Below are 19,108 nucleotides of genomic sequence, written 5' to 3'. Positions count from 1 at the left end.
TACAATCAGTCCCCTAAACTGTATCTGGCATCAATGGACATTTAACAGGGGACCTTTCAATGAGTCAGTTTTTTGCAATTCACCCGGACAATCCACAGGCAAGATTGCTAAGAAAAGCAGCGTCCATTATTGAAGAGGGTGGTTTGATTGTTTATCCAACTGATTCAGGCTACGCTTTAGGATGCCGTTTGGGCAACAAAGCGGCGCTTGAACGTATCAGACGCCTGCGTCAGCTTGATAAAAATCACAATATGACGCTGGTCTGCCGCGATCTTTCGCAGCTGGGCACTTATGCCAGAGTATCTAATCCGATATTTCGCCTGTTAAAAGCATTCACTCCCGGATCCTATACATTTATTTTAAACGCCACTCATGAAGTACCCAGGCTTATGCTGCATCCCAAGCGGAAAACATTGGGTTTGCGTGTGCCGGACAATAATATCACCTTGTCATTGCTTGAATGCCTTGAGGCGCCCTTAATGAGTACAACCCTGATTCTTCCTGGCGCCGAGGTTCCCTTAAGTCAGCCTGAAGCCATAAGAGACTTGCTGGGCAATCAGATTGATTTAATTATTGATGGAGGCGACTGCGGTCACGAACCCACTACGGTCGTCGATTTAACTGGTGATTACCCTGTAATAATCCGGGAAGGTAAGGGTGATCCGGAACCGTTTCGCTGATTTATATAAACCTGAGGTTTTAGATGTCTTTATTTAGTGCTAACAAACGTGTCGTTTCAGGTATGCGTGCCAGTGGCCGTTTACATTTGGGTCATTATCATGGTGTTCTAAAAAATTGGTTGAAACTCCAACACCAGTATGATTGCTATTTTTTTGTTGCTGACTGGCATGGCTTAACCACTTCCTATGAAGAACCAGGATTTATAGAAAATATTTTATGGGATATGGTTGTTGACTGGCTGGCTTGCGGGATTAATCCCAGTTTATCCAAGGTTTTCATTCAGTCCTGGGTGCCTGAGCATGCCGAATTACACCTGCTTTTATCGATGATAACGCCGCTTGGCTGGCTGGAAAGGGTGCCTACTTATAAAGATCAGCAAGAGAAACTTCGAGAGAAAGATTTATCAACTTATGGATTTCTTGGTTATCCGCTTTTACAAAGCGCTGATGTTTTACTGTATAAAGCTGATTGGGTTCCTGTGGGTGAAGATCAGGTTGCGCATATTGAATTAACCCGTGAAATTGCACGACGTTTCAATTTCATTTATGGCAAAGAGCCAAATTTTGAAGTGCAGGCCGCTGAAGCAATCAAGAAAATGGGCAAAAAAAATGGTTCCCTTTACAGCGAGTTGCGAAAAAAATTCCAACAGGATGGTTGCCATGAATCACTTAACACAGCCAAAGCATTGATTGCTAATCAACATAATCTTTCGATTGGGGATAAAGAGCGCTTAATGGGCTATCTGGATGGTTCAGGCAAAATTATTCTTCCCGAGCCGCAACCTCTTCTGACGGAAACACCGAAAATGCCAGGTACAGACGGGCAGAAAATGTCGAAGTCTTATGGTAATACTATTAGTCTGAGAGAAGATTTGACGCAGGTAGAAAAGAAAATTTTCACTATGCCGACCGATCCTGCTCGAGTGAAAAGGACAGATCCTGGCGAGCCTGAAAAATGTCCGGTCTGGCAATTGCATAAAATTTACTCCTCTGAGGATGTGAAAGACTGGGTTCAAACTGGCTGCCGCTCTGCTGGAATTGGCTGCATTGATTGCAAACGGCCCGTGGTGGATGCGATTAAGCAGGAACTGATTCCCATTCAGGAAGCTATTAAAACATATGAAGCGGATTTAAGTTCTGTTAAACGTTTGGTAGCGGAGGGTAGTGAAGCTGCCCGCGATGAAGCGAATAAAACGCTGAAAGATGTGCGTGAAGTGATAGGCCTTGATTATTAATGCACACTGCTGAAACAGAGCCGGAACAAATAATACTCGCAACGATCGGAGGCAAACCATTCACTGATTTGCCTCCCGATCTGTTCATCCCTCCTGATGCGCTGGAAGTATTGCTCGATTCATTTACCGGACCGTTAGATCTCTTGCTGTATCTGATTAGAAAACAGAACCTGGATATTCTGGACATTCCTATTGCCTTGATTACCCGTCAATATATGCAATACATTCAATTGATGACGGATAGAATGGAGCTGGCCGCTGATTATCTGGTGATGGCTGCCATGCTTGCCGAAATCAAATCAAGAATGCTTTTGCCGCAAACCAGTTCTGAAGAAGAAATTGAAGAAGACCCGCGCGCGGCGCTGGTTCGAAAATTACAACTCTATGAGCAATTTAAACAGGCCGCACTACAATTAGATGAATTACCCCGTGAAGAACGGGATTTTTTCAGTGTGAATCTGCCGGTTGATGGCGCGGAAAAATTAAGATTACATCCGGATGTTTCGCTTCAATCGCTAATAGAAGCAATGGCGGAGCTGATTACCCGCCAGGGTCATCAGGTGCATCATCAGATTATGCGTGAGCCGCTATCGGTTCGCGAGCGAATGGCCATCGTTCTCGAACGCCTGCAGCAGGGCGAAAACATGTCCTTTGTCGCGCTGTTAAACAAGGAAGAAGGGCGAATGGGAATTGCTGTTACATTACTGGCTGTTCTCGAGTTAGCCCGGCAATCAATTGTCATTATTATTCAAACGGCCGCGTTTGAGCCCATTCATATTCGGGAGTTTGATAATGGATGAGATTAACTTAAGAGGAATTCTCGAAGCTTTATTAATGAGTTCGGAAAGTCCATTGACTATTGAACAATTGCAATCGGTCTTCGATGAATGCCCTCCAGAGAAAGAACTAATTAAACAGGAGCTTGAGAACCTTGCCCGGCAGTATGATAACAGTGGTATTGAGTTAAAGCAGCTAGCCAGTGGTTTTTGCATACAAACAAGGAGTAAATACAGCTACTGGGTTAATCGGCTGAATGCCGAGAAACCGGTAAAATATTCGCGTGCCTTGCTGGAAACCCTGGCCATAATTGCCTATCGCCAGCCGGTCACAAGAGCTGATATTGAAGAGATCCGCGGCGTTGCTGTAAGTACCGCCATCATTAAAACCCTGTTGGAGCGAAACTGGGTAAGGGCTGCTGGTTATCGGGATGTTCCCGGAAGGCCGGCAGTGTATATCACGACCAAATTTTTTTTGGATTATTTTAATTTATCATCAATCCATCAGCTGCCGCCGCTTCCTCATTTCGAGGATATGCCTTCAGGCAAAACCGAGCAGTCTGTCGATGTAGAAGAAGAGTGTGTTGAATTATGAAAGAACGTTTACAGAAGATATTAAGCCAGGCTGGTTTTGGCTCGCGCAGAGAAATGGAAAAGTGGATTGAGCAGGGTTTGGTTTCAGTGAATGGAGAAGTTGCCAAAATTGGAGAATCGGCAGGCCCAGAGGATAAAATTGCGGTAAAAGGCAGACTCATCGCGAATCCACTTAAACACAAAACTAAAACTCGGGTGCTTATCTATCATAAGCCGGTCGGTGAAATTTCCAGCCGCCGCGATCCCAAACATAGCAAGACCGTTTTTGATCAGCTGCCTCATTTAAAGGAGGGGCGCTGGGTGCAGGTCGGTCGTTTGGATATTAATACCTCGGGTTTGCTTATATTTACCAATAATGGGGAATTGGCAAACCATTTGATGCACCCCAAACAACAGCTTGAAAGAGAATATGCTGTCCGTGTGCATGGTCAGGTCAGTGATGAAATAGTAAGTAACCTTTTAAAGGGGGTTACCCTGGACGACGGTTTCGCCAAATTCAAAAAAGTGGAATACCGGGGCGGTGAAGGCGCGAATGCCTGGTATCATGTCACACTGACTGAGGGACGAAATCGTGAAGTCAGGCGCCTTTGGCAATCGCAAGGTGTTGAAGTCAGCCGTTTAATCCGCATCCGTTATGGTCGAATTACCATGCCAAGATCGCTGGCAAGAGGAGATTCTCAGGAGTTGTCCGATAAGGAAGTGCATTCCTTTTTATCGTCAGTAGGCATGAGCGACGTATGACAAGATGATAGGTAAATTTCCTAATTAATATAGAAGATAGATGTAACATGACAAGAAAACGCAAAACTCCACCTGTTTTAAGCACTGCTATTATCGAAAAATTCAGTCATGATGGGCGTGGGATCGCCCGTATCAACGGCAAAACGACGTTTATTGATGGTGCTTTACCTGAGGAAACCGTTTCATTTGAGTATCTGCGAACCAAAAAAGATTATGACGAGGGAAGACTGGTTGAGGTGATTAGCCCTTCCGTTCATCGGGCAAACCCTCGCTGTCAGCATTATCAACTTTGTGGCGGCTGCTCTTTACAGCATTTGGATGAAGAGACGCAAATTCAGGAGAAACAAGCCCTGCTGTTTGATATGTTCCAGAGAATAGGCCATTGTCAACCTGAAACGATTCTTGAGCCTTTAAGTGCTGGCAGCTGGAATTATAGAAACAAAGCCCGCTTAAGTGTTCGTTATGTACATAAGAAGCAAGCCACTCTGGTTGGGTTTCGAGAAAAAAATAATCCTCGCTATATCACAGAAATCAGCCATTGTCCGGTCCTGCATAAAAAAGTGGATGATAATATTCAGGCTTTGCGCCAATTGATGGACTCTTTAGAGTCTCCTGAAAAGATAGCACAGATTGAGGTAGCGGCGGGCGATGACGAGGTGGCTCTAATTTTACGAAATCTGGATGCGCTATCCAGTCAGGAAGAACAGCAATTGAAAGCTTTTGCGGATGCCAGCGGGTTTATCTTATATCTTCAGCCGGGTAACAGCGAAACTGTAAAACGTTTCTATCCGGAATCAGATGATGAGTTTCTGCACTATGAATTACCTGAGGAGGGAATTCGCTATCAATTTCACCCCACTGATTTCACTCAGATAAATCCGCGATTAAATCGAATTATGATTCCAAAAGCTTTAAAATTATTGGAGTTAAATCAAGAAGATACAGTTCTTGATCTGTTTTGTGGACTTGGAAATTTCTCTTTACCCATTGCCAAACGATGCCGCCAGGTGATTGGTTTTGAAGGAAGTGAAACCATGGTTGAGCGCGCTGCGATGAATGCCAGAATCAATCAGCTGGATAATCTGCAATTTTATGCCGCCAATCTTGATGAGCCAGATGTTCTGGCTAAATTTAATCTTCCAGCCATCAGTAAAATGTTAATTGATCCTCCGCGTTCAGGAGCACTGGAAATTATGCGGCAAATCGATAAACTTAAACCAGAGCGTATTGTTTATGTTTCCTGTAATCCAGCCACTCTGGCTCGCGATAGCGATATTCTGGTTAATCAGCAGGGTTATCGTTTTGTCGCTGCGGGGGTTATGGATATGTTCCCTCATACGTCTCATGTAGAATCGATTGCGGTGTTTCAAAAGGAAAAGTAGTTATGGTAAAGGTTAAAGAAGATACTCCCTGGTTAAGCGACAATGGTATTGATCTGGAGCAATGGCTGCACCAGTTAGGGAGCAAGGGGTATTTTCAGGATTTGGATTTAATCCGCAATGCCTGTACCTTAAGCCAGCTTGCAGGCTTCGATCATGCTACTGAAACCGGAATTTCCTGCCTGCAGCAGGGTTTGCAAATGGCTGATCTGCTGGCTGATCTTGAAGTGGATCAGGAAACACTCAGCGCTGCTATTATTTTTGAAAATGTTCATTATGCGGAACTCTCACTTGATGATGTCGAAGAGCAGCTGGGGCCATCAATAGCCAAGCTGGTTAAAGGCATTGAAAAAATGAGTGCTATTCATAATCTGCAGGCACTTAACAAATATCCGCAAAATAAACATCAGATCGATAATGTTCGCAAAATGCTGCTAGCTATGGTGGATGATGCACGGGTTGTGCTGATTAAGCTGGCAGAGCGTTTATGTGTTCTGCGTACCTGCTCACAATTACCGGAAGCTATTCGCCGCCAGATTGCCACCGAGGTCATGGAGATTTATGCGCCACTGGCGAATCGTCTTGGAATTGGTGCCATCAAATGGGAGATGGAGGATCTCGCTTTTCGTTATTTGCATCCAGCGGAGTATAAGTCCATTGCCAAAGGATTAAAGGCCAAACGTCTGGACCGCGATCGTTATGTCAATCTGATTGTTCAGGAGCTAAATAAACGGATCAAGGCCACTGGTGCTACTCATTTTGCTGTTTACGGACGCTCTAAACATATTCACAGTATCTACAAAAAAATGCAGCGCAAGAATGTGCCGCTGGAAGAAATTTATGACGCCACGGCAGTTCGCGTTCTCCTTGAAACGAAAGAGCAATGCTATGATGTGTTAAGCATGGTGCATGCACTATGGAAGCAAATTCCCGCTGAGTTTGACGACTACATTGTCAATCCCAAACCCAATGGGTATCAATCGCTGCATACAGCAGTTGAAGGTCCCGAGGATCGCGTGTTTGAAGTTCAAATCAGAACTTTTCATATGCATGATTTGGCTGAGATGGGAGTTGCCGCTCATTGGAAATACAAAGAAGGTGGATTTCAGCAAAAAGAAAGCCATGAACGTAAAATTGAATGGCTGCGGGATGTTTTGGCCTGGCATAAGGAAATGGCTGCCTCAAGTGGTGTTTCTGAAGCAATGGAAACCGAATTTCTTGAAGATCGTGTCTATGTATTTACACCAGATGGTGATGTGCTCGATCTGCCGAGCGGAGTAACTCCTCTTGATTTCGCCTATCACGTTCATAGCCAGCTCGGCCATCGATGCCGCGGTGCGAAAGTGAATGGTTCTATTGTCAACCTGACTTATCAACTGCAAACGGGCGATCGGGTCGAAGTGTTAACTGGCAAAGAATCAAGGCCTTCACGCGACTGGATTAATCCTCATTTAAACTATCTGAGAACTTCCCGCGCCAGGGCAAAAGTATTGCATTGGTTTAAAATGCAGGATTATGACAAAAACAAGGCGGAAGGCCATGAGATTCTCGATAAAGAGTTGAAGAATCTCGGCATCAAAATGGATCGCCTTGGCGACGTGGTCTCTTCGTTCAATTTCAAACGTCTCGACGATATGCTGGCAGCATTAGGCCGCGGTGATATTAAACTGGGGCAAATATTACATCGAATCACGCCTTCCGTGGAATCAGAGCCAGACATCCATACGATTGTCAAATCCCAGGCTATCCCGGAGGTCAGGGGAAGTGATTTACGTATCGAAGGAGTGGGTAATTTATTGACTAATATGGCGAGATGCTGTCAGCCATTACCTGGTGATGATGTCGTAGGTTATATTACCGTTGGACGCGGTGTGTCTGTTCACCGCAAAGATTGCGCTAATATTCTTCATGCCAGTGACAGGCAAAAGCAGCGTTTTCTGCAAGTCTCCTGGGGCTCGGCGACCCGCGATCATTATGTGGTTGATGTCATTATTAAAGCCTTCGACCGCTCAGGACTTTTACGCGATGTCACCTCCCTGTTATCCAATGAAAAAGCGCATGTCTATGCCTTGCAAACGCAAAGCGACAAGCAGGAAAACATGGCGACTATTAAATTAACCGTGGAGATTGATGGCTTGAACAGCCTTTCGAGATTACTGAACAAACTGGAACAAATACCCAATGTTTTAGAAGCTCGCAGGCAGGTTTAACCGGTTTATTCTGAGGAGAGCAGAGTGATAAAAAATCCCATCTCCCAAGTTGGGCGAGGGCAGTCACTGCCATTAAGTTAAGGAAATTCTGCAATTGCATGTAGGTTGTGCCCTTGGCACAACATTGAGTTCTGGAGTGGTTTAACCCCTTTGTTGGGCCAAGGGCCCAACCTACGAGGATTCCTTAACTTAATGGCAGTGAGGCCTAGGGTGAGGGTTGATTTTAACTACTTAGGACCTACAAGAGGAGACTGTTCCGGCGTTGGATTGCTGGCTGTAATCCTTGAAATCCAGGTTGAGAGGAAAGCAGGGCTCCAGCTTCCTTGTCTTTCAGGAGCAGCTCTTCGGGATTCTCTTGCTGCTTGCAGTCTTTCTTCAAGAACTGCGGCGTCTGCTTCTGCTTTTTTAACAAGGTTCAATTCTGCGATTGTAACTGAACGTTTGGTTCCCTGCGTATGTTCTATATGCGCTGCATAAGTGTGTGTGAATTGTCTTTTAATGGTTTCCATATCAAGCTCAATTGGAAGTCTTACAGCATTCCAATAATTGTAGTTACCGGATACATTCGCTGTTAATGGTATATCATTCTTTTGGTCTTTTGATAATGGAACGATATCGATATCAAAAGAGGCCGAGCCGTAAAATTCGCGCAGTTCTGCCCGAGCTTTGAGTACATCGTCTCCTGTAATGAATAAATACTGATGCACACTCTGATACTTAGGTTTAATGTGTTCTAAATTAAGGATATGTTTATCCATAAACGATTTAACAGTGTATTTAGCGGTGAAGTTTTTTAGTGCTTCTTCATTATCAAACAAGAGACCAGAGTTTTCATCATCACTGTCAGCTAAAAATATGAGCCGCTGGCAATCTTTATCTTTTAAGGGATCTGCAACGGGTAATTCACTTAAATTGAATAGTTCATTTTTATTAGTAAGGTACAGCGTAACTTGGGGAAGTAAACCAATTATAGCAGGAGAAGATGGCGTTTCTGATATGCTTTTGAATTGAAAAGGCATAAGGACTGTTACACTTGGAGCCTGAAGGGATGGTATGAAGCTTCCATATACTTTATTGTGAGTTGACGCGTGAAGCTTATATTCATCTGCAAAATATAAAGGAGTGACTGTTGACAGCCACTTGGTTGGAACAAGAATTACTTTAATCATATTTTAATTTCTACCTGGTGAACAATGCGGGCATTATATCACCTTAAAGTACAAAATTCAAACAAAATTAGAGGTGTAATTTATCGGCCGGACTTATGCCAGCCGACTTGAGGGTGGCTTATCAACTGAAGTATGATATGTTTCTTGCTTCTTCTTGACTATCTTTGGACTCTTCTTTCTTAGCTACTGGCTGAGGTACTGTAGCGCCGTACATTCCATGTCGGTTTGTTCCCGGGCTGGATGGCTGCTCTTCCTTGAAAGAACTCAATTCTAATTCCAGCGCGCCTTTCTGAGCGATCAGTTCTTGCAGTTGCTTATTCAGTGGTCCTTCAGTCTCAATAGTTGCTAATATTTCCTGATCAAGCTTTTCGGGATCAACCATTCTGATTTCTTGGGTCTGTCTTAAGCGTTTGAATAAGTCCAGTCCTTTACCAATTAAGAAAAGAAGCCTGGCTTTAAAGCCGGCATATTCTGGAGAATAATTCTCATCTCTTGGTTTTTCCTGCTCTTTATCCACCATAACCATTAATGAGATACTTTCAGGCCCTGCTTTTTTCAAGTGCTTCCTGACTTCAAGGTAGGTGTGTGCGGTTTCACAGACATCATCCAGAAAAATAACATGCCGCCCGCCCAAAGGAACTTTGGATTCAGCAATTATATTAACCTTACCGCCTGTTGTTTTGTTGCCATAGCTTGACACCTGCATGGTGGCTGGCGTGTAAATATATTCAAGCTCATTGAGGGCGTCTTCTACATCGCGAGCAAATGGTATGCCTCCATCGAGAAGGGTAATGAGTACCGGATTAGTGCCTTGCGGATGTTTTTCTTTAATCTCGGCTGCCAATTCTTTGGCACGAACCTTTATTTGTTCAGCGGTGAATGCTACAGGACTTTCCTCCCAGACTTTGTTTGCATAGTCCTGGGTAATTTTATGAACTCGTTTCAACTCAGCAGTTACTGCTTTGATTTCGTTGTCAGTCTGCTCTATTTTCTGCATCAATGCTTGTCGTGTCACAACACACCTCTTATGTAATGTAATGGCTAAATACAGCGTGCAGGATTTTTATTCATTCAGTAAAAAATAGCAAATTCTTTTTAGCTTTATGTATTATTAATTGACGTCACTTTTGACAGCTTTATCGTAATTTAGCAAGTTTTGACAATAATAAATCTCTTCTTTACGATATTGGTTGCATAAATTATTTTGTATGCAGTTTGTATTATGCTATTGAGAGTAACATGTTTGAATATTCGTGGCGTATGATAAGTAGTGTCTGTCAATGGATTATCAGGCAATTGGAAATTGATTCAAGAACTTATAGACGATCAATATCGTTTGCAGGAGAGCCTCCCGTAGTTAATGCAAGTCATCCAATGGCTGCATTGCATGATAACAGCAGAGGGATGCGGCAAGAGAGTGATAATACTAAACAGTATCTTGCTAAAGTTGCGTTACATCTACTCCCGGATTGATGGCTAAAAAAATGCTAATAAAACCTGCTCTTAAAGATGAAAAAATCATTGCGTGTTTATGGGATGCGTACGGACTGAATGTGGAAAAGATAAGCTTTCTGCCTCTTGGAGCCGATTTCAATACAGCCGTATACCAGGTGACAACAAGCAGCCAGGTGGATTACTTTCTAAAATTAAGACGCAGTGAATTTATTGATGCTTCAGTTTCAGTTCCTAAATATCTTGCTGACTTTGGTATCAAGCAAGTGATTCCGCCTCTAGTAACAAAGACAAGGCAACTTTGGACTAGCTTGGCATCTTTCAAAGCGAGTCTTTACCCTTATGTCGAGGGTAGTAATGGTGTTGAAACCAAACTATCAGAAGAGCAGTGGGTTCAATTTGGGACGGCTATTAAAAAACTTCACAGCACCCATATTCCAAATACCCTAACAAGTGGCCTACCACATGAAGTATTTTCTTCCAAATGGCGAGAAACCGTCAAAGCATTTCTTATGCGCATTGAAAATGAGATTTTTGAGGAGCCTGTTGCTGTAAAAATGGCTTGGTTTCTTAAATCCAAAAGCAGCGAAATACTTAAAATTGTGGAGCGCGCTGAAAAGCTTGCGATAAAGATCCAAAAACAGCCCATCGAATATATTTTATGCCATGCAGATATCCATGGCTGGAACTTGATTGTTGATAAAGAAAGAGCTCTTTATATTGTTGACTGGGATACACTCATCTTCGCCCCTAAAGAACGTGATTTGATGTTTGTCGGTGCTGGTATTTGGGACAGCGGTCGCACAGCGACTGAAGAGGAATCACTATTTTATCAGGGTTATGGTCAAACTAAAATAAATCAGGATGTCATTTGCTATTATCGTTTAGAACGAATCATTCAGGACATCGGCGACTATTGTGAATACATCTTTCTGTCTAATGAGGGTGGTGAGGATCGAATGCAATCCTTTAAACACTTACAGTCCATTTTTCTACCCAATGGAGCAATAGAGAGAGTTTATCAATTCGACATGGACTGAGATGGCCCCTTGTTTTGGAAATCCATCCATTATGATTATACATAATGCTTATATAGTTCCTCTTCGTTCTATTTCGGCTTTTACGTGATTAATTGAAGTAAATACATCATAAGCAGCATAAAAAATGAAAGTATCGGGTATCACTTGGTCAATTGCATAATTTAAAGCGTCAAGCTCATCTGAAATAACTTTAACTTTAGAGTTTGAATCGCTTGAGTTAATTCCTTCAAGCAATAAACGGGTAAGGTATTCATTGCTCCTTCCTCTAGGATCTTTTTCATGTCTGATAATAATTTCGTCAAACATTTGGGTCAAGACACGTTTTAAAAGAGATAAGGTTTGTATTGCAGGTACCAGTGCCGGTTCTATGATAATGTCACAAAAAATGATTGCTTCAGGAAGTAATGCAGAGGCACAAGCGGATGAAGATTTGGAACTAAGTACAGGGCTTAATCTTTTGCCTCAAACACTTGTGGATACTCATTTTATAGAGCGTGGAGGATTTGCAAGGCTTGCTCATGCTATTGATCAATATCCCCACTTACTGGGAATAAGCATTGAAGCAGATACTGCAATTTTGGTAGATGAACACTTCGCTACAACTTATGGCTCCGGCACTATTACTTTTATTGATGGTCATTGTATTAAAGATTATAAGCATTCCCCTGAAAATCAATGCGTTATCAATTTAAATGTGCATTTACTTGTTTCAGGTTGTCAGTTTGATTTAAAGCAGTTGCAGCTGATTGTGAAATAACTCAGTTTTTTGGTCAGACTAAACAAGACATCTAGCTAAGCACCTAATTTTTTAGGGATTATCCGGGCTTATTAGAAGATTCATAGTTTGGTTGGGTATAATAAAAACTGTTCGGCAGAATACCTCCCTTTTTCAAACAGGTAAGTGAAAAAGGGTAATTCACCATTAAATTTGGTAGAATATTCAAGTTCCAGTATTTCCTCATCAGCAATAGAATAAACTTGTAGATTAGCCCATCGCTTTGCTTCGCCTGACAAATGTTTCTGACTCCTTAAAAGTCGGAATGATTTAAATAATTAGCATATAGCGATAAAAAATCGCAAATTGCGACAGATGATTTGTAGTACAAAGAGCTCATAATCAGATATCCATCGTTGCGCCAATTAACCATAAATAAGGGGAGGAGTCCTGTCTACAAAAACTTATCTATCTCAACGGCATGAATCAATTTTACGCCCCGGCTTCAAAATGATACCCAAAGCGACTCGTCGTTGTTCGCTAAGTAATACATTGTAAGTTCGGCAGGCGGCACCTATGGACATGGATTCCAAACCGATGCGTTTTTGCGACAATAACTCAAAAATAGCCGGAGAGGGTAATTTACCAGACTCTGTATGGCCAATGATGATAATCTGTGGTTGAACAGCTAAAAAACTGTCTAATGATTGAATAATCATTTCAGAGATCCTGGTGACAGGCCAATCGGTAAGTACTCCTTGAGCTGAGACAATAAGATTGTGCTGATAAATTTCGCCGTCAATTTTAACTTCTGAATCACTGTATGCCTGCACGGCAAATTTATCTGCGGATTCCAAATGTAGGTGCATGGTTTTTAGTCACACAATAATTTATAATATCGAGCATTATATCATAGAGGTGAATCATGAGTCAGTTTCCACGCATAAAACGTTTACCCCCTTATGTCTTTAATACAATGACCCAATTAAAGTCAGAAGCGCGGGCGCGTGGAGAGGACGTAATTGATTTTGGCATGGGAAATCCCGATCAGCCTACGCCGCAGCATATCGTCGACAAGCTTGTTGAAACGGCACAACGTCCCGATACGCATCGGTACTCGATGTCCAAAGGTATTCCTCGCCTGAGACGGGCAATGGCCAGCTGGTATAAGCGCAATTACAATGTTGAGCTGGATAGTGAAAAGCAGGTGTTGACCACTATTGGATCTAAAGAAGGCCTTGCTCATCTGGCCCTGGCTATCAGCGGCCCGGGAGATACGGTGATTGTACCTGACCCAGCTTATCCAATTCACACCTACGGATTTATTATCGCTGGAGCCAATGTCAAGCAAATTCCGCTGGTTGATGAAAATCAGTTCCTGCAGGATATTGAAATAGCCATAGAGCAAACCTGGCCACGGCCCAAAGCGCTGGTTATTAACTTTCCTGCTAATCCCAGTACACACTGTGTGGAATATGATTTTTTTGTAAAAATAGTTGAATTGGCAAAACGTCATCACATCTGGGTTATTCATGATTTGGCCTATGCTGATATTGTCTTTGATGGATATAAGGCACCTTCCATTTTACAGGTTCCCGGTGCTATCGATATCGCCATTGAAACCTATTCAATGTCAAAGTCCTATAACATGCCTGGCTGGCGGGTTGGTTTCGCCTGTGGAAACGAAGAGCTGGTTGCCGCCTTAACCCGCATAAAATCCTATCTCGATTACGGCACCTTTACCCCAATTCAGGTAGCAGCAATTGCAGCACTTGAGGGACCGGATGATTGCGTCCATGAGATTAGATCCTTGTACGAAAAGCGCCGCGATGTGCTCTGTGAAGGTTTGTGTGAATTGGGCTGGTTTGTAGAAAAGCCCAAAGCCACTATGTTTGTCTGGGCAAAAATTCCTCCGTTTTATCGTCATATGGGTTCGCTTGAGTTCTCAAAATATCTATTACAGGAAGCGCATGTCGCGGTATCCCCTGGTATTGGCTTTGGCCCGCAGGGTGATCAGTATGTCCGTTTTGGACTGATTGAAAACAGGCAGCGAACTCGCCAGGCACTTCGTAACCTAAAGGCATTATTCAAAAAGGATGGTTACGCTGAGGCGGTATAAATGGATATTATCATCAATGGCTTATCTGATGATTGCCCACCTGAGGCCAGTCTCTTATCAACTCAGGGTAATTACTGGCTGAACATTCTTCATGTTCTGGATAGTCATAATGAAAATCCTGCGATTGGAGATTTTTTACGACGCCTTCATCAATTGGAAGGCCAGTGGATTGTCGCCTCTCCCATTCACTGGGAAGCAACTCATAATGATGCAATGATTGTGGCAATGGGCCATGAACTTGAATTAAGCGAGGCAGATGCCCGAAACTTATTTCTGCAAGTTAAACAATTTTTAGAGCAGGACAATTGTTCACTCTATTACCATGATGCACACTTATGGCTGTTGAATCCAGGTGATAAGCCCAAATTACAAAGCCAATTTCTTCCTCGCATTTTACATCACTCCTTATTACCTATCTTAAAGAATATGGGCGAATCTCTATATTGGCAACGTCTGTTTACCGAAATGCAGATGTTGTTTTCCGCAAGCAACGTGAGTAATCAGAATAATGGGGCTAATGTAAACGGGCTGTGGTTTTATGGCGAAGGGGAATTTCATTTTCCCGCTAAAAAAAGAATTTTAAGCGATGATGCACAATTAATCTCAGCATTTCCTCAAATTATTCAGAATCTTAATCTGCAGTGTAAACTGGATAAAAACACCGTCATTTGTTTGCAGAATCAACAAGCGCTGGATGTTCTCCTCGATAAAGCAAAAAAGAAAGGTTTGGCAGTTCGCTGTTACTGGAATAATATGGCCTCCCAGATAACAAAACCAAATGTATTAATACGATTGTGGAGATCCCTGATTCATGCAAATAAAAAGAAGAACGATTGCTGAAGTTTCCTCGACCCTGAGCTCATTATCCCCGCTGTTACAACGTATTTATACGGCCAGAGGTATTGAGCATGAGAGTCAACTGGACAAACGTTTGCAATCTCTGCTTCCTTATAATGAGTTAATCGACATTGACAAGGCCAGTCAACGTCTCGAGCAAGCCTTACGACAGAAACAAAGAATCCTGGTTATTGGTGATTTTGATGCCGATGGCGCCACCTCAACCGCGGTAGCTATTTCGGCATTGAGGAGCATGGGGGCAGCCCATGTGGATTATCTGGTTCCTAACCGCTTTGAATTTGGCTATGGACTGACTCCCGCAATTGTTGAGGTGGCCAGACAACGAGCTCCTGATTTATTAATTACTGTCGATAACGGCATCGCCAGCATTGAAGGGGTGGATGCTGCCAACCAGGCGGGAATAGATGTATTAATTACGGATCATCATTTACCCGGAGAGCAATTGCCCAAAGCCTGTGCTATTGTAAATCCCAATCAGTATGGCGATGGCTTCGCCAGTAAATCAATGGCTGGAGTTGGGGTTATTTTCTACGTCATGCTGGCCTTGCGCAGGCATCTGGTGAATTCCAACTGGTTCACTGAACAAGGTATTGAAGCACCGAATATGGCCCAGTTTCTGGATTTGGTGGCCTTGGGAACTGTCGCCGACGTCGTTACTCTGGATCAAAACAATCGCATCATGATTAATCAGGGGATTGCCCGCATTCGGCAAGGGCATTGCCGGCCTGGCATTCTGGCCATACTGGAAGTTGCAGGCAAAAGTGCTGAAACGATTCGCGAATCGGATATGGGATTTTCTGTGGCTCCGCGTTTGAATGCTGCCGGGCGTCTTGATGATATGTCTCTAGGTATTGAATGCCTTTTATGTGAGGACATGAATCGGGCAAGGCTTTATGCGCGTCAATTGGATGAGTTGAATCAGGAGCGCCGTCAAATTGAGGCGGAGATGAAAGAGCAGGCTTTAGCGGTCGTAAACCAGATGGCTAAAAAAATGGAAAATAGTGTTCATCTTCCTCCGGCATTATGCTTAATGGATGAAAACTGGCATCAGGGAGTGATAGGGATCCTGGCGGGGCGCCTGAAAGATCGCTTTCACCGGCCGGTTATCGCTTTCGCGGTAGTCAGTGACAGTGAAATGAAAGGTTCTGCACGCTCTGTTTCAGGCCTCAATATTCGAGACGTTCTTGCAGAAATCGATACCCATTACCCAGGTCTTATCAATCGCTTTGGCGGCCATGCGATGGCTGCGGGATTAAGTTTGCATCCCGGCGCATTTTCAGATTTTCAAAAAGTATTTGTTGAGGAAGTCGCAAAGCATCGCCATGAACTGGATTTGGAAGGGGTGTTATTAAGCGATGGCTCGCTGACATCATCAGAACTATCCATAGAAACTGCTTTAATGCTGCAACAGGCAGGTCCCTGGGGACAGCAATTCCCCGAGCCTTGCTTTGATGACATATTTGAAATTATTGAACAGCGCCTGGTTGGTAAAAATCATCTCAAGCTGAGTCTTATTCATGAAAGCGGGGGCGATACAATTGACGCGATAGCATTTAATGTGGATCTCAATCAATGGCCGAATCATCGTCTGCGTAAGTTGCATATGGCATATAAACTGGATATTAATGTGTTCCAGAGGCGGGCAAGGCTACAGTTAATCGCTGAAATGTTAGTGCCTTTGACTTAAATGCTCACTTATAATTAATTTGTACAAAATAAAAGCTACTGTATACTATGTCTAATTTTTTGAAGTTTATTTTCCATTATGTCAAGTGACGCGATTTTTTCCCCATTGGCTATTGCCCCAATGATAGACTGGACGAATACTCATTTTCGCGTATTCATGCGTCTGATAGCCCCGAGGGCATTGCTTTATACGGAAATGCAGACAGCAGGAGCCATACGCAATAAGCCGGAGCGGGCATTAGGTTATGATGCCTGCGAACATCCGCTGGCTTTACAGTTAGGGGGCTCAGAACCTGAGACACTCGCAGAATGTGCAAAGATTGCAGAGGAAAGGGGCTTTGCGGAAGTGAATCTGAATTTGGGCTGCCCCAGTGATCGAGTCCTGGCAGGGCGCTTTGGCGCCTGTATGATGCGAGAGCCGTCGCTAGTTGGTGAATGTATCGCTGCAATGAAGGAGGCTGTCCGAATTCCGGTTACAGCCAAGACAAGAATAGGCATAGATCATCAGGACAGTTATGATTTTTTTGCAGGCTTTGCAGAGAAAATTATTAAGGCAGGCGCTGACAAGTTAATTGTTCATGCGCGAAAAGCCTGGCTGCATGGCTTAAATCCCAAGCAAAACCGCAGCATTCCCCCTATAAACTATGACTATGTGTATCGACTAAAAAAAGAGTTTCCAGCGACTCCAATGGTTGTAAACGGAAATATATCAAACCTTGAGGCCATTAAAACACATCTTGAGCAAGTAGATGGAGTTATGCTGGGCCGGTTAGCATGCGATAATCCCTATGCACTGGCTGGTTTACATCGTCACGTTTATCCTGATGTTCCCGTTTTAAGTCGTCTGAGTATCTTTCAGAACTATATGCATTATGTGAAAATCCAGTTGGAGCAATCGGTTCCGCTTTCAGTTCTGTTAAAGCCTGTTTTTAATTTTTATCATGGACAGTCGGGAAATAAAGAGTGGAAAGCATTATTGCAGTCTATTTTGCAAGCTAAAAATGCCGCCCAACTGGACTTTGCGACAGAATGGCTTGAAAATCGGGAGTCATTACTTAACTCAGTCATTCCCGAAGCTGCAGCGCTTTGAAGTTCAAAGGATTTTCAGGAGTAATTATGTTTACAAAAACCGTGTTAACTTTGCTTATCAGTTTGGTTTCCTTTACTGCCAATGCCTATTTTTGTCTATCGGGCTATCATTACAGTGAAAATTATAGCTTTCAGGCAAGCTGCGATTACTACCGTCTGCAGGATTTAATGAGAGGGAAAACTTACAATACAAGTTGTTATAAAGGATTAATTTTTTATTACTATTGCCAACTGGATGAGAAGCCTGTCAGCACTAAGTGAGCTGCTTTCCCCATTCATAGACTTTCTGCTCATCAACAATATTGCGTGTTTCAGCAAAACCCTCCCTGTTTTTCAGGGGTTCAATTGCTGAGGCGGCAATATTAATACAGTCAGGTTTCGCATGTTTTTGCATATGCCCCGCAATATCAATTGCCCGATCACTGACTTGTTCCAGGGGAGTATCATCATCGATATAAACAAAGCCGCCATTTATGCCACAGCGGACATGAAAATTCCGCTTAATCTGTTTTGAGTGTTGATTAAAGTCAACCAAGCGCTCAAGAAGCATTTTGGCAGCGCTGACCGCTTCATCTATTTTTTGAAAGCAACTCATCATACCATCAGGTGTCATTGCATATTTAATGACATGGTTTTCTTTCAGGCACTGTATTACCAATTCATTATAGCGATCGAAATCATAGGCCGCGAGGTACTTGTCTTCATTACGTTTCATTCCTGTGGAATCCACAACATCAATGGATAGGAATGCTAATTGCTGTCCCATCGCATCCAGTTTACTTTTAAGACGGGCAAACTCTTTCAACATTTTTCGCCGTTCGCTGGATGAGAGGGAGGAATCGAGTTGCGAAAATTTACTGTCAATTTCCTGCATCTGCTCCCTGGACAGGCGTTCCTCAAGCTTTTTTCGCCATTGCTGATATTGAATACTTTCTCGTCTTTTGTATATCAATAAACCAAGCTTGTCCTGTATCAGGTTTAAAAAGTGCAGGACGATTGAGATTAAACCTATCAGGATAATCTGACTGAAATCCGTTCCGGAAAACTGGTAGGGAACCGTTCTTTTAATTAATCCGATTGCTTCGGCTGTATGCGAGTTTGTAAACTGATTGAGTTTCATCAGAACAGGATAGGCCTTTGGATCGGATATATAATGGCTTAGAAATGAAATGGCAATGAGTATTATAACCAGAGTGCATAGCATTTTAATAAATCTGACAAGGTAAATGAGTCCTCTTGCGGTTGTGACTTGCATATTGAATAACCTCTTTTTTGAAATAGTTCATTGGCAGGTTTTTAATTCTCTCCTAAAAATCCTTATTCAGTGCAAGGTTTCTCTTAAGATTTTAGCCCAAAATTCAACCT

Annotated in this window: 20 protein-coding genes; 15 read left to right on the top strand and 5 right to left on the bottom strand. The window is 43.0% G+C overall.

Translation table 11 applies throughout. The features are described from left to right. Positions 1-59: 59 nt before the first annotated feature. The 7 genes from B1207_RS02555 to relA are packed head-to-tail and all read left to right on the top strand — an operon-like array spanning position 60 to position 7,615. A complete protein-coding gene (locus B1207_RS02555) occupies positions 60-680 on the top strand; it encodes an L-threonylcarbamoyladenylate synthase (protein ID WP_112218436.1) in 621 nt (206 codons plus the stop codon). 23 nt (positions 681-703) lie between these two features. Further along, positions 704-1,915, top strand: a complete 1,212-nt coding sequence (locus tag B1207_RS02550; protein ID WP_112218435.1) for a tryptophan--tRNA ligase — start codon at positions 704-706, stop codon at positions 1,913-1,915. After that, complete coding sequence (locus tag B1207_RS02545; RefSeq protein ID WP_112218434.1) at positions 1,915-2,715, top strand: segregation and condensation protein A; 801 nt, start codon at positions 1,915-1,917, stop codon at positions 2,713-2,715. The genes B1207_RS02550 and B1207_RS02545 overlap by 1 nt, the downstream gene beginning before the upstream one ends. Continuing rightward, complete coding sequence (scpB, locus tag B1207_RS02540; RefSeq protein ID WP_112218433.1) at positions 2,708-3,286, top strand: SMC-Scp complex subunit ScpB; 579 nt, start codon at positions 2,708-2,710, stop codon at positions 3,284-3,286. The genes B1207_RS02545 and scpB overlap by 8 nt, the downstream gene beginning before the upstream one ends. Beyond that, the gene (gene rluB, locus B1207_RS02535; protein ID WP_112218432.1) at positions 3,280-4,026 is read left to right on the top strand and encodes a 23S rRNA pseudouridine(2605) synthase RluB; all 747 of its coding nucleotides are present in this window, start codon (positions 3,280-3,282) and stop codon (positions 4,024-4,026) included. Before scpB ends, rluB begins: the two co-directional genes overlap by 7 nt. Positions 4,027-4,073: 47 nt before the next feature. Continuing rightward, positions 4,074-5,408, top strand: coding sequence for a 23S rRNA (uracil(1939)-C(5))-methyltransferase RlmD (gene rlmD, locus B1207_RS02530; protein ID WP_112218431.1), 1,335 nt, complete (start codon positions 4,074-4,076; stop codon positions 5,406-5,408). Between the two features lie 2 nt (positions 5,409-5,410). Continuing rightward, positions 5,411-7,615 (top strand): GTP diphosphokinase, encoded by a 2,205-nt coding sequence (relA, locus tag B1207_RS02525; protein ID WP_112218430.1) that lies wholly within the window; start codon positions 5,411-5,413, stop codon positions 7,613-7,615. Between the two features lie 227 nt (positions 7,616-7,842). Here relA and B1207_RS02520 read toward each other — a convergent pair whose 3' ends face one another. Further along, complete coding sequence (locus B1207_RS02520) at positions 7,843-8,784, bottom strand: hypothetical protein (protein ID WP_112218429.1); 942 nt, start codon at positions 8,782-8,784, stop codon at positions 7,843-7,845. A gap of 121 nt (positions 8,785-8,905) precedes the next feature. Next, a complete protein-coding gene (locus B1207_RS02515; protein WP_146739999.1) occupies positions 8,906-9,799 on the bottom strand; it encodes a phosphoribosyltransferase in 894 nt (297 codons plus the stop codon). A 224-nt stretch (positions 9,800-10,023) separates the two neighbouring features. On the opposite strand from B1207_RS02515, the gene B1207_RS02510 reads away from it, so the two are divergent. Both B1207_RS02510 and B1207_RS02505 read left to right on the top strand, forming a co-directional pair. After that, positions 10,024-10,257 carry a hypothetical protein gene (locus B1207_RS02510; RefSeq protein ID WP_112218427.1) on the top strand — a complete coding sequence of 78 codons (234 nt, stop codon included), beginning with the start codon at positions 10,024-10,026 and terminating at the stop codon, positions 10,255-10,257. Next, positions 10,257-11,276 carry an aminoglycoside phosphotransferase family protein gene (locus tag B1207_RS02505; protein ID WP_253255771.1) on the top strand — a complete coding sequence of 340 codons (1,020 nt, stop codon included), beginning with the start codon at positions 10,257-10,259 and terminating at the stop codon, positions 11,274-11,276. Before B1207_RS02510 ends, B1207_RS02505 begins: the two co-directional genes overlap by 1 nt. Before the next feature lie 48 nt (positions 11,277-11,324). Here B1207_RS02505 and B1207_RS02500 read toward each other — a convergent pair whose 3' ends face one another. Then, a complete protein-coding gene (locus tag B1207_RS02500; protein ID WP_112218426.1) occupies positions 11,325-11,582 on the bottom strand; it encodes a hypothetical protein in 258 nt (85 codons plus the stop codon). On the opposite strand from B1207_RS02500, the gene B1207_RS02495 reads away from it, so the two are divergent. Next, positions 11,530-12,033, top strand: coding sequence for a cyanophycinase (locus tag B1207_RS02495; RefSeq protein WP_301182683.1), 504 nt, complete (start codon positions 11,530-11,532; stop codon positions 12,031-12,033). The genes B1207_RS02500 and B1207_RS02495 overlap by 53 nt on opposite strands. Positions 12,034-12,464: 431 nt before the next feature. Here B1207_RS02495 and B1207_RS02490 read toward each other — a convergent pair whose 3' ends face one another. Beyond that, positions 12,465-12,860, bottom strand: coding sequence for an Mth938-like domain-containing protein (locus B1207_RS02490; RefSeq protein ID WP_112218424.1), 396 nt, complete (start codon positions 12,858-12,860; stop codon positions 12,465-12,467). 56 nt (positions 12,861-12,916) lie between these two features. Between B1207_RS02490 and alaC the strand changes: the two genes are divergently transcribed. The 5 genes from alaC to B1207_RS02465 all read left to right on the top strand — a co-directional run bounded on the left by alaC (position 12,917) and on the right by B1207_RS02465 (position 18,004). After that, positions 12,917-14,110 (top strand): alanine transaminase, encoded by a 1,194-nt coding sequence (gene alaC / locus B1207_RS02485; protein ID WP_112218423.1) that lies wholly within the window; start codon positions 12,917-12,919, stop codon positions 14,108-14,110. After that, entirely contained in the window at positions 14,111-14,950 is an 840-nt protein-coding gene (locus B1207_RS02480; protein WP_112218422.1) for a hypothetical protein, read from the top strand. It begins immediately after the preceding gene. Then, positions 14,922-16,655 (top strand): single-stranded-DNA-specific exonuclease RecJ, encoded by a 1,734-nt coding sequence (gene recJ, locus B1207_RS02475; RefSeq protein ID WP_112218421.1) that lies wholly within the window; start codon positions 14,922-14,924, stop codon positions 16,653-16,655. Before B1207_RS02480 ends, recJ begins: the two co-directional genes overlap by 29 nt. Before the next feature lie 78 nt (positions 16,656-16,733). Continuing rightward, the gene (dusA, locus tag B1207_RS02470; RefSeq protein ID WP_112218420.1) at positions 16,734-17,744 is read left to right on the top strand and encodes a tRNA dihydrouridine(20/20a) synthase DusA; all 1,011 of its coding nucleotides are present in this window, start codon (positions 16,734-16,736) and stop codon (positions 17,742-17,744) included. 26 nt (positions 17,745-17,770) lie between these two features. After that, positions 17,771-18,004: a hypothetical protein gene (locus B1207_RS02465; RefSeq protein ID WP_112218419.1), complete on the top strand. Its 234-nt coding sequence runs from the start codon at positions 17,771-17,773 to the stop codon at positions 18,002-18,004. On the opposite strand, the gene B1207_RS02460 is transcribed toward B1207_RS02465, so the two are convergent. Continuing rightward, positions 17,997-18,998 carry an adenylate/guanylate cyclase domain-containing protein gene (locus tag B1207_RS02460; RefSeq protein WP_112218418.1) on the bottom strand — a complete coding sequence of 334 codons (1,002 nt, stop codon included), beginning with the start codon at positions 18,996-18,998 and terminating at the stop codon, positions 17,997-17,999. The two genes, B1207_RS02465 and B1207_RS02460, sit on opposite strands and share 8 nt — an antisense overlap. Between the last annotated feature and the right edge of the window lie 110 nt (positions 18,999-19,108).

The sequence above is a fragment of the Legionella quinlivanii genome (genome assembly GCF_003265995.1).
GTDB lineage: Bacteria > Pseudomonadota > Gammaproteobacteria > Legionellales > Legionellaceae > Legionella_C > Legionella_C quinlivanii_A.
Note: the sequence above shows the minus strand (reverse complement) of the source record. Positions and strands in the feature narration are given on the sequence as shown.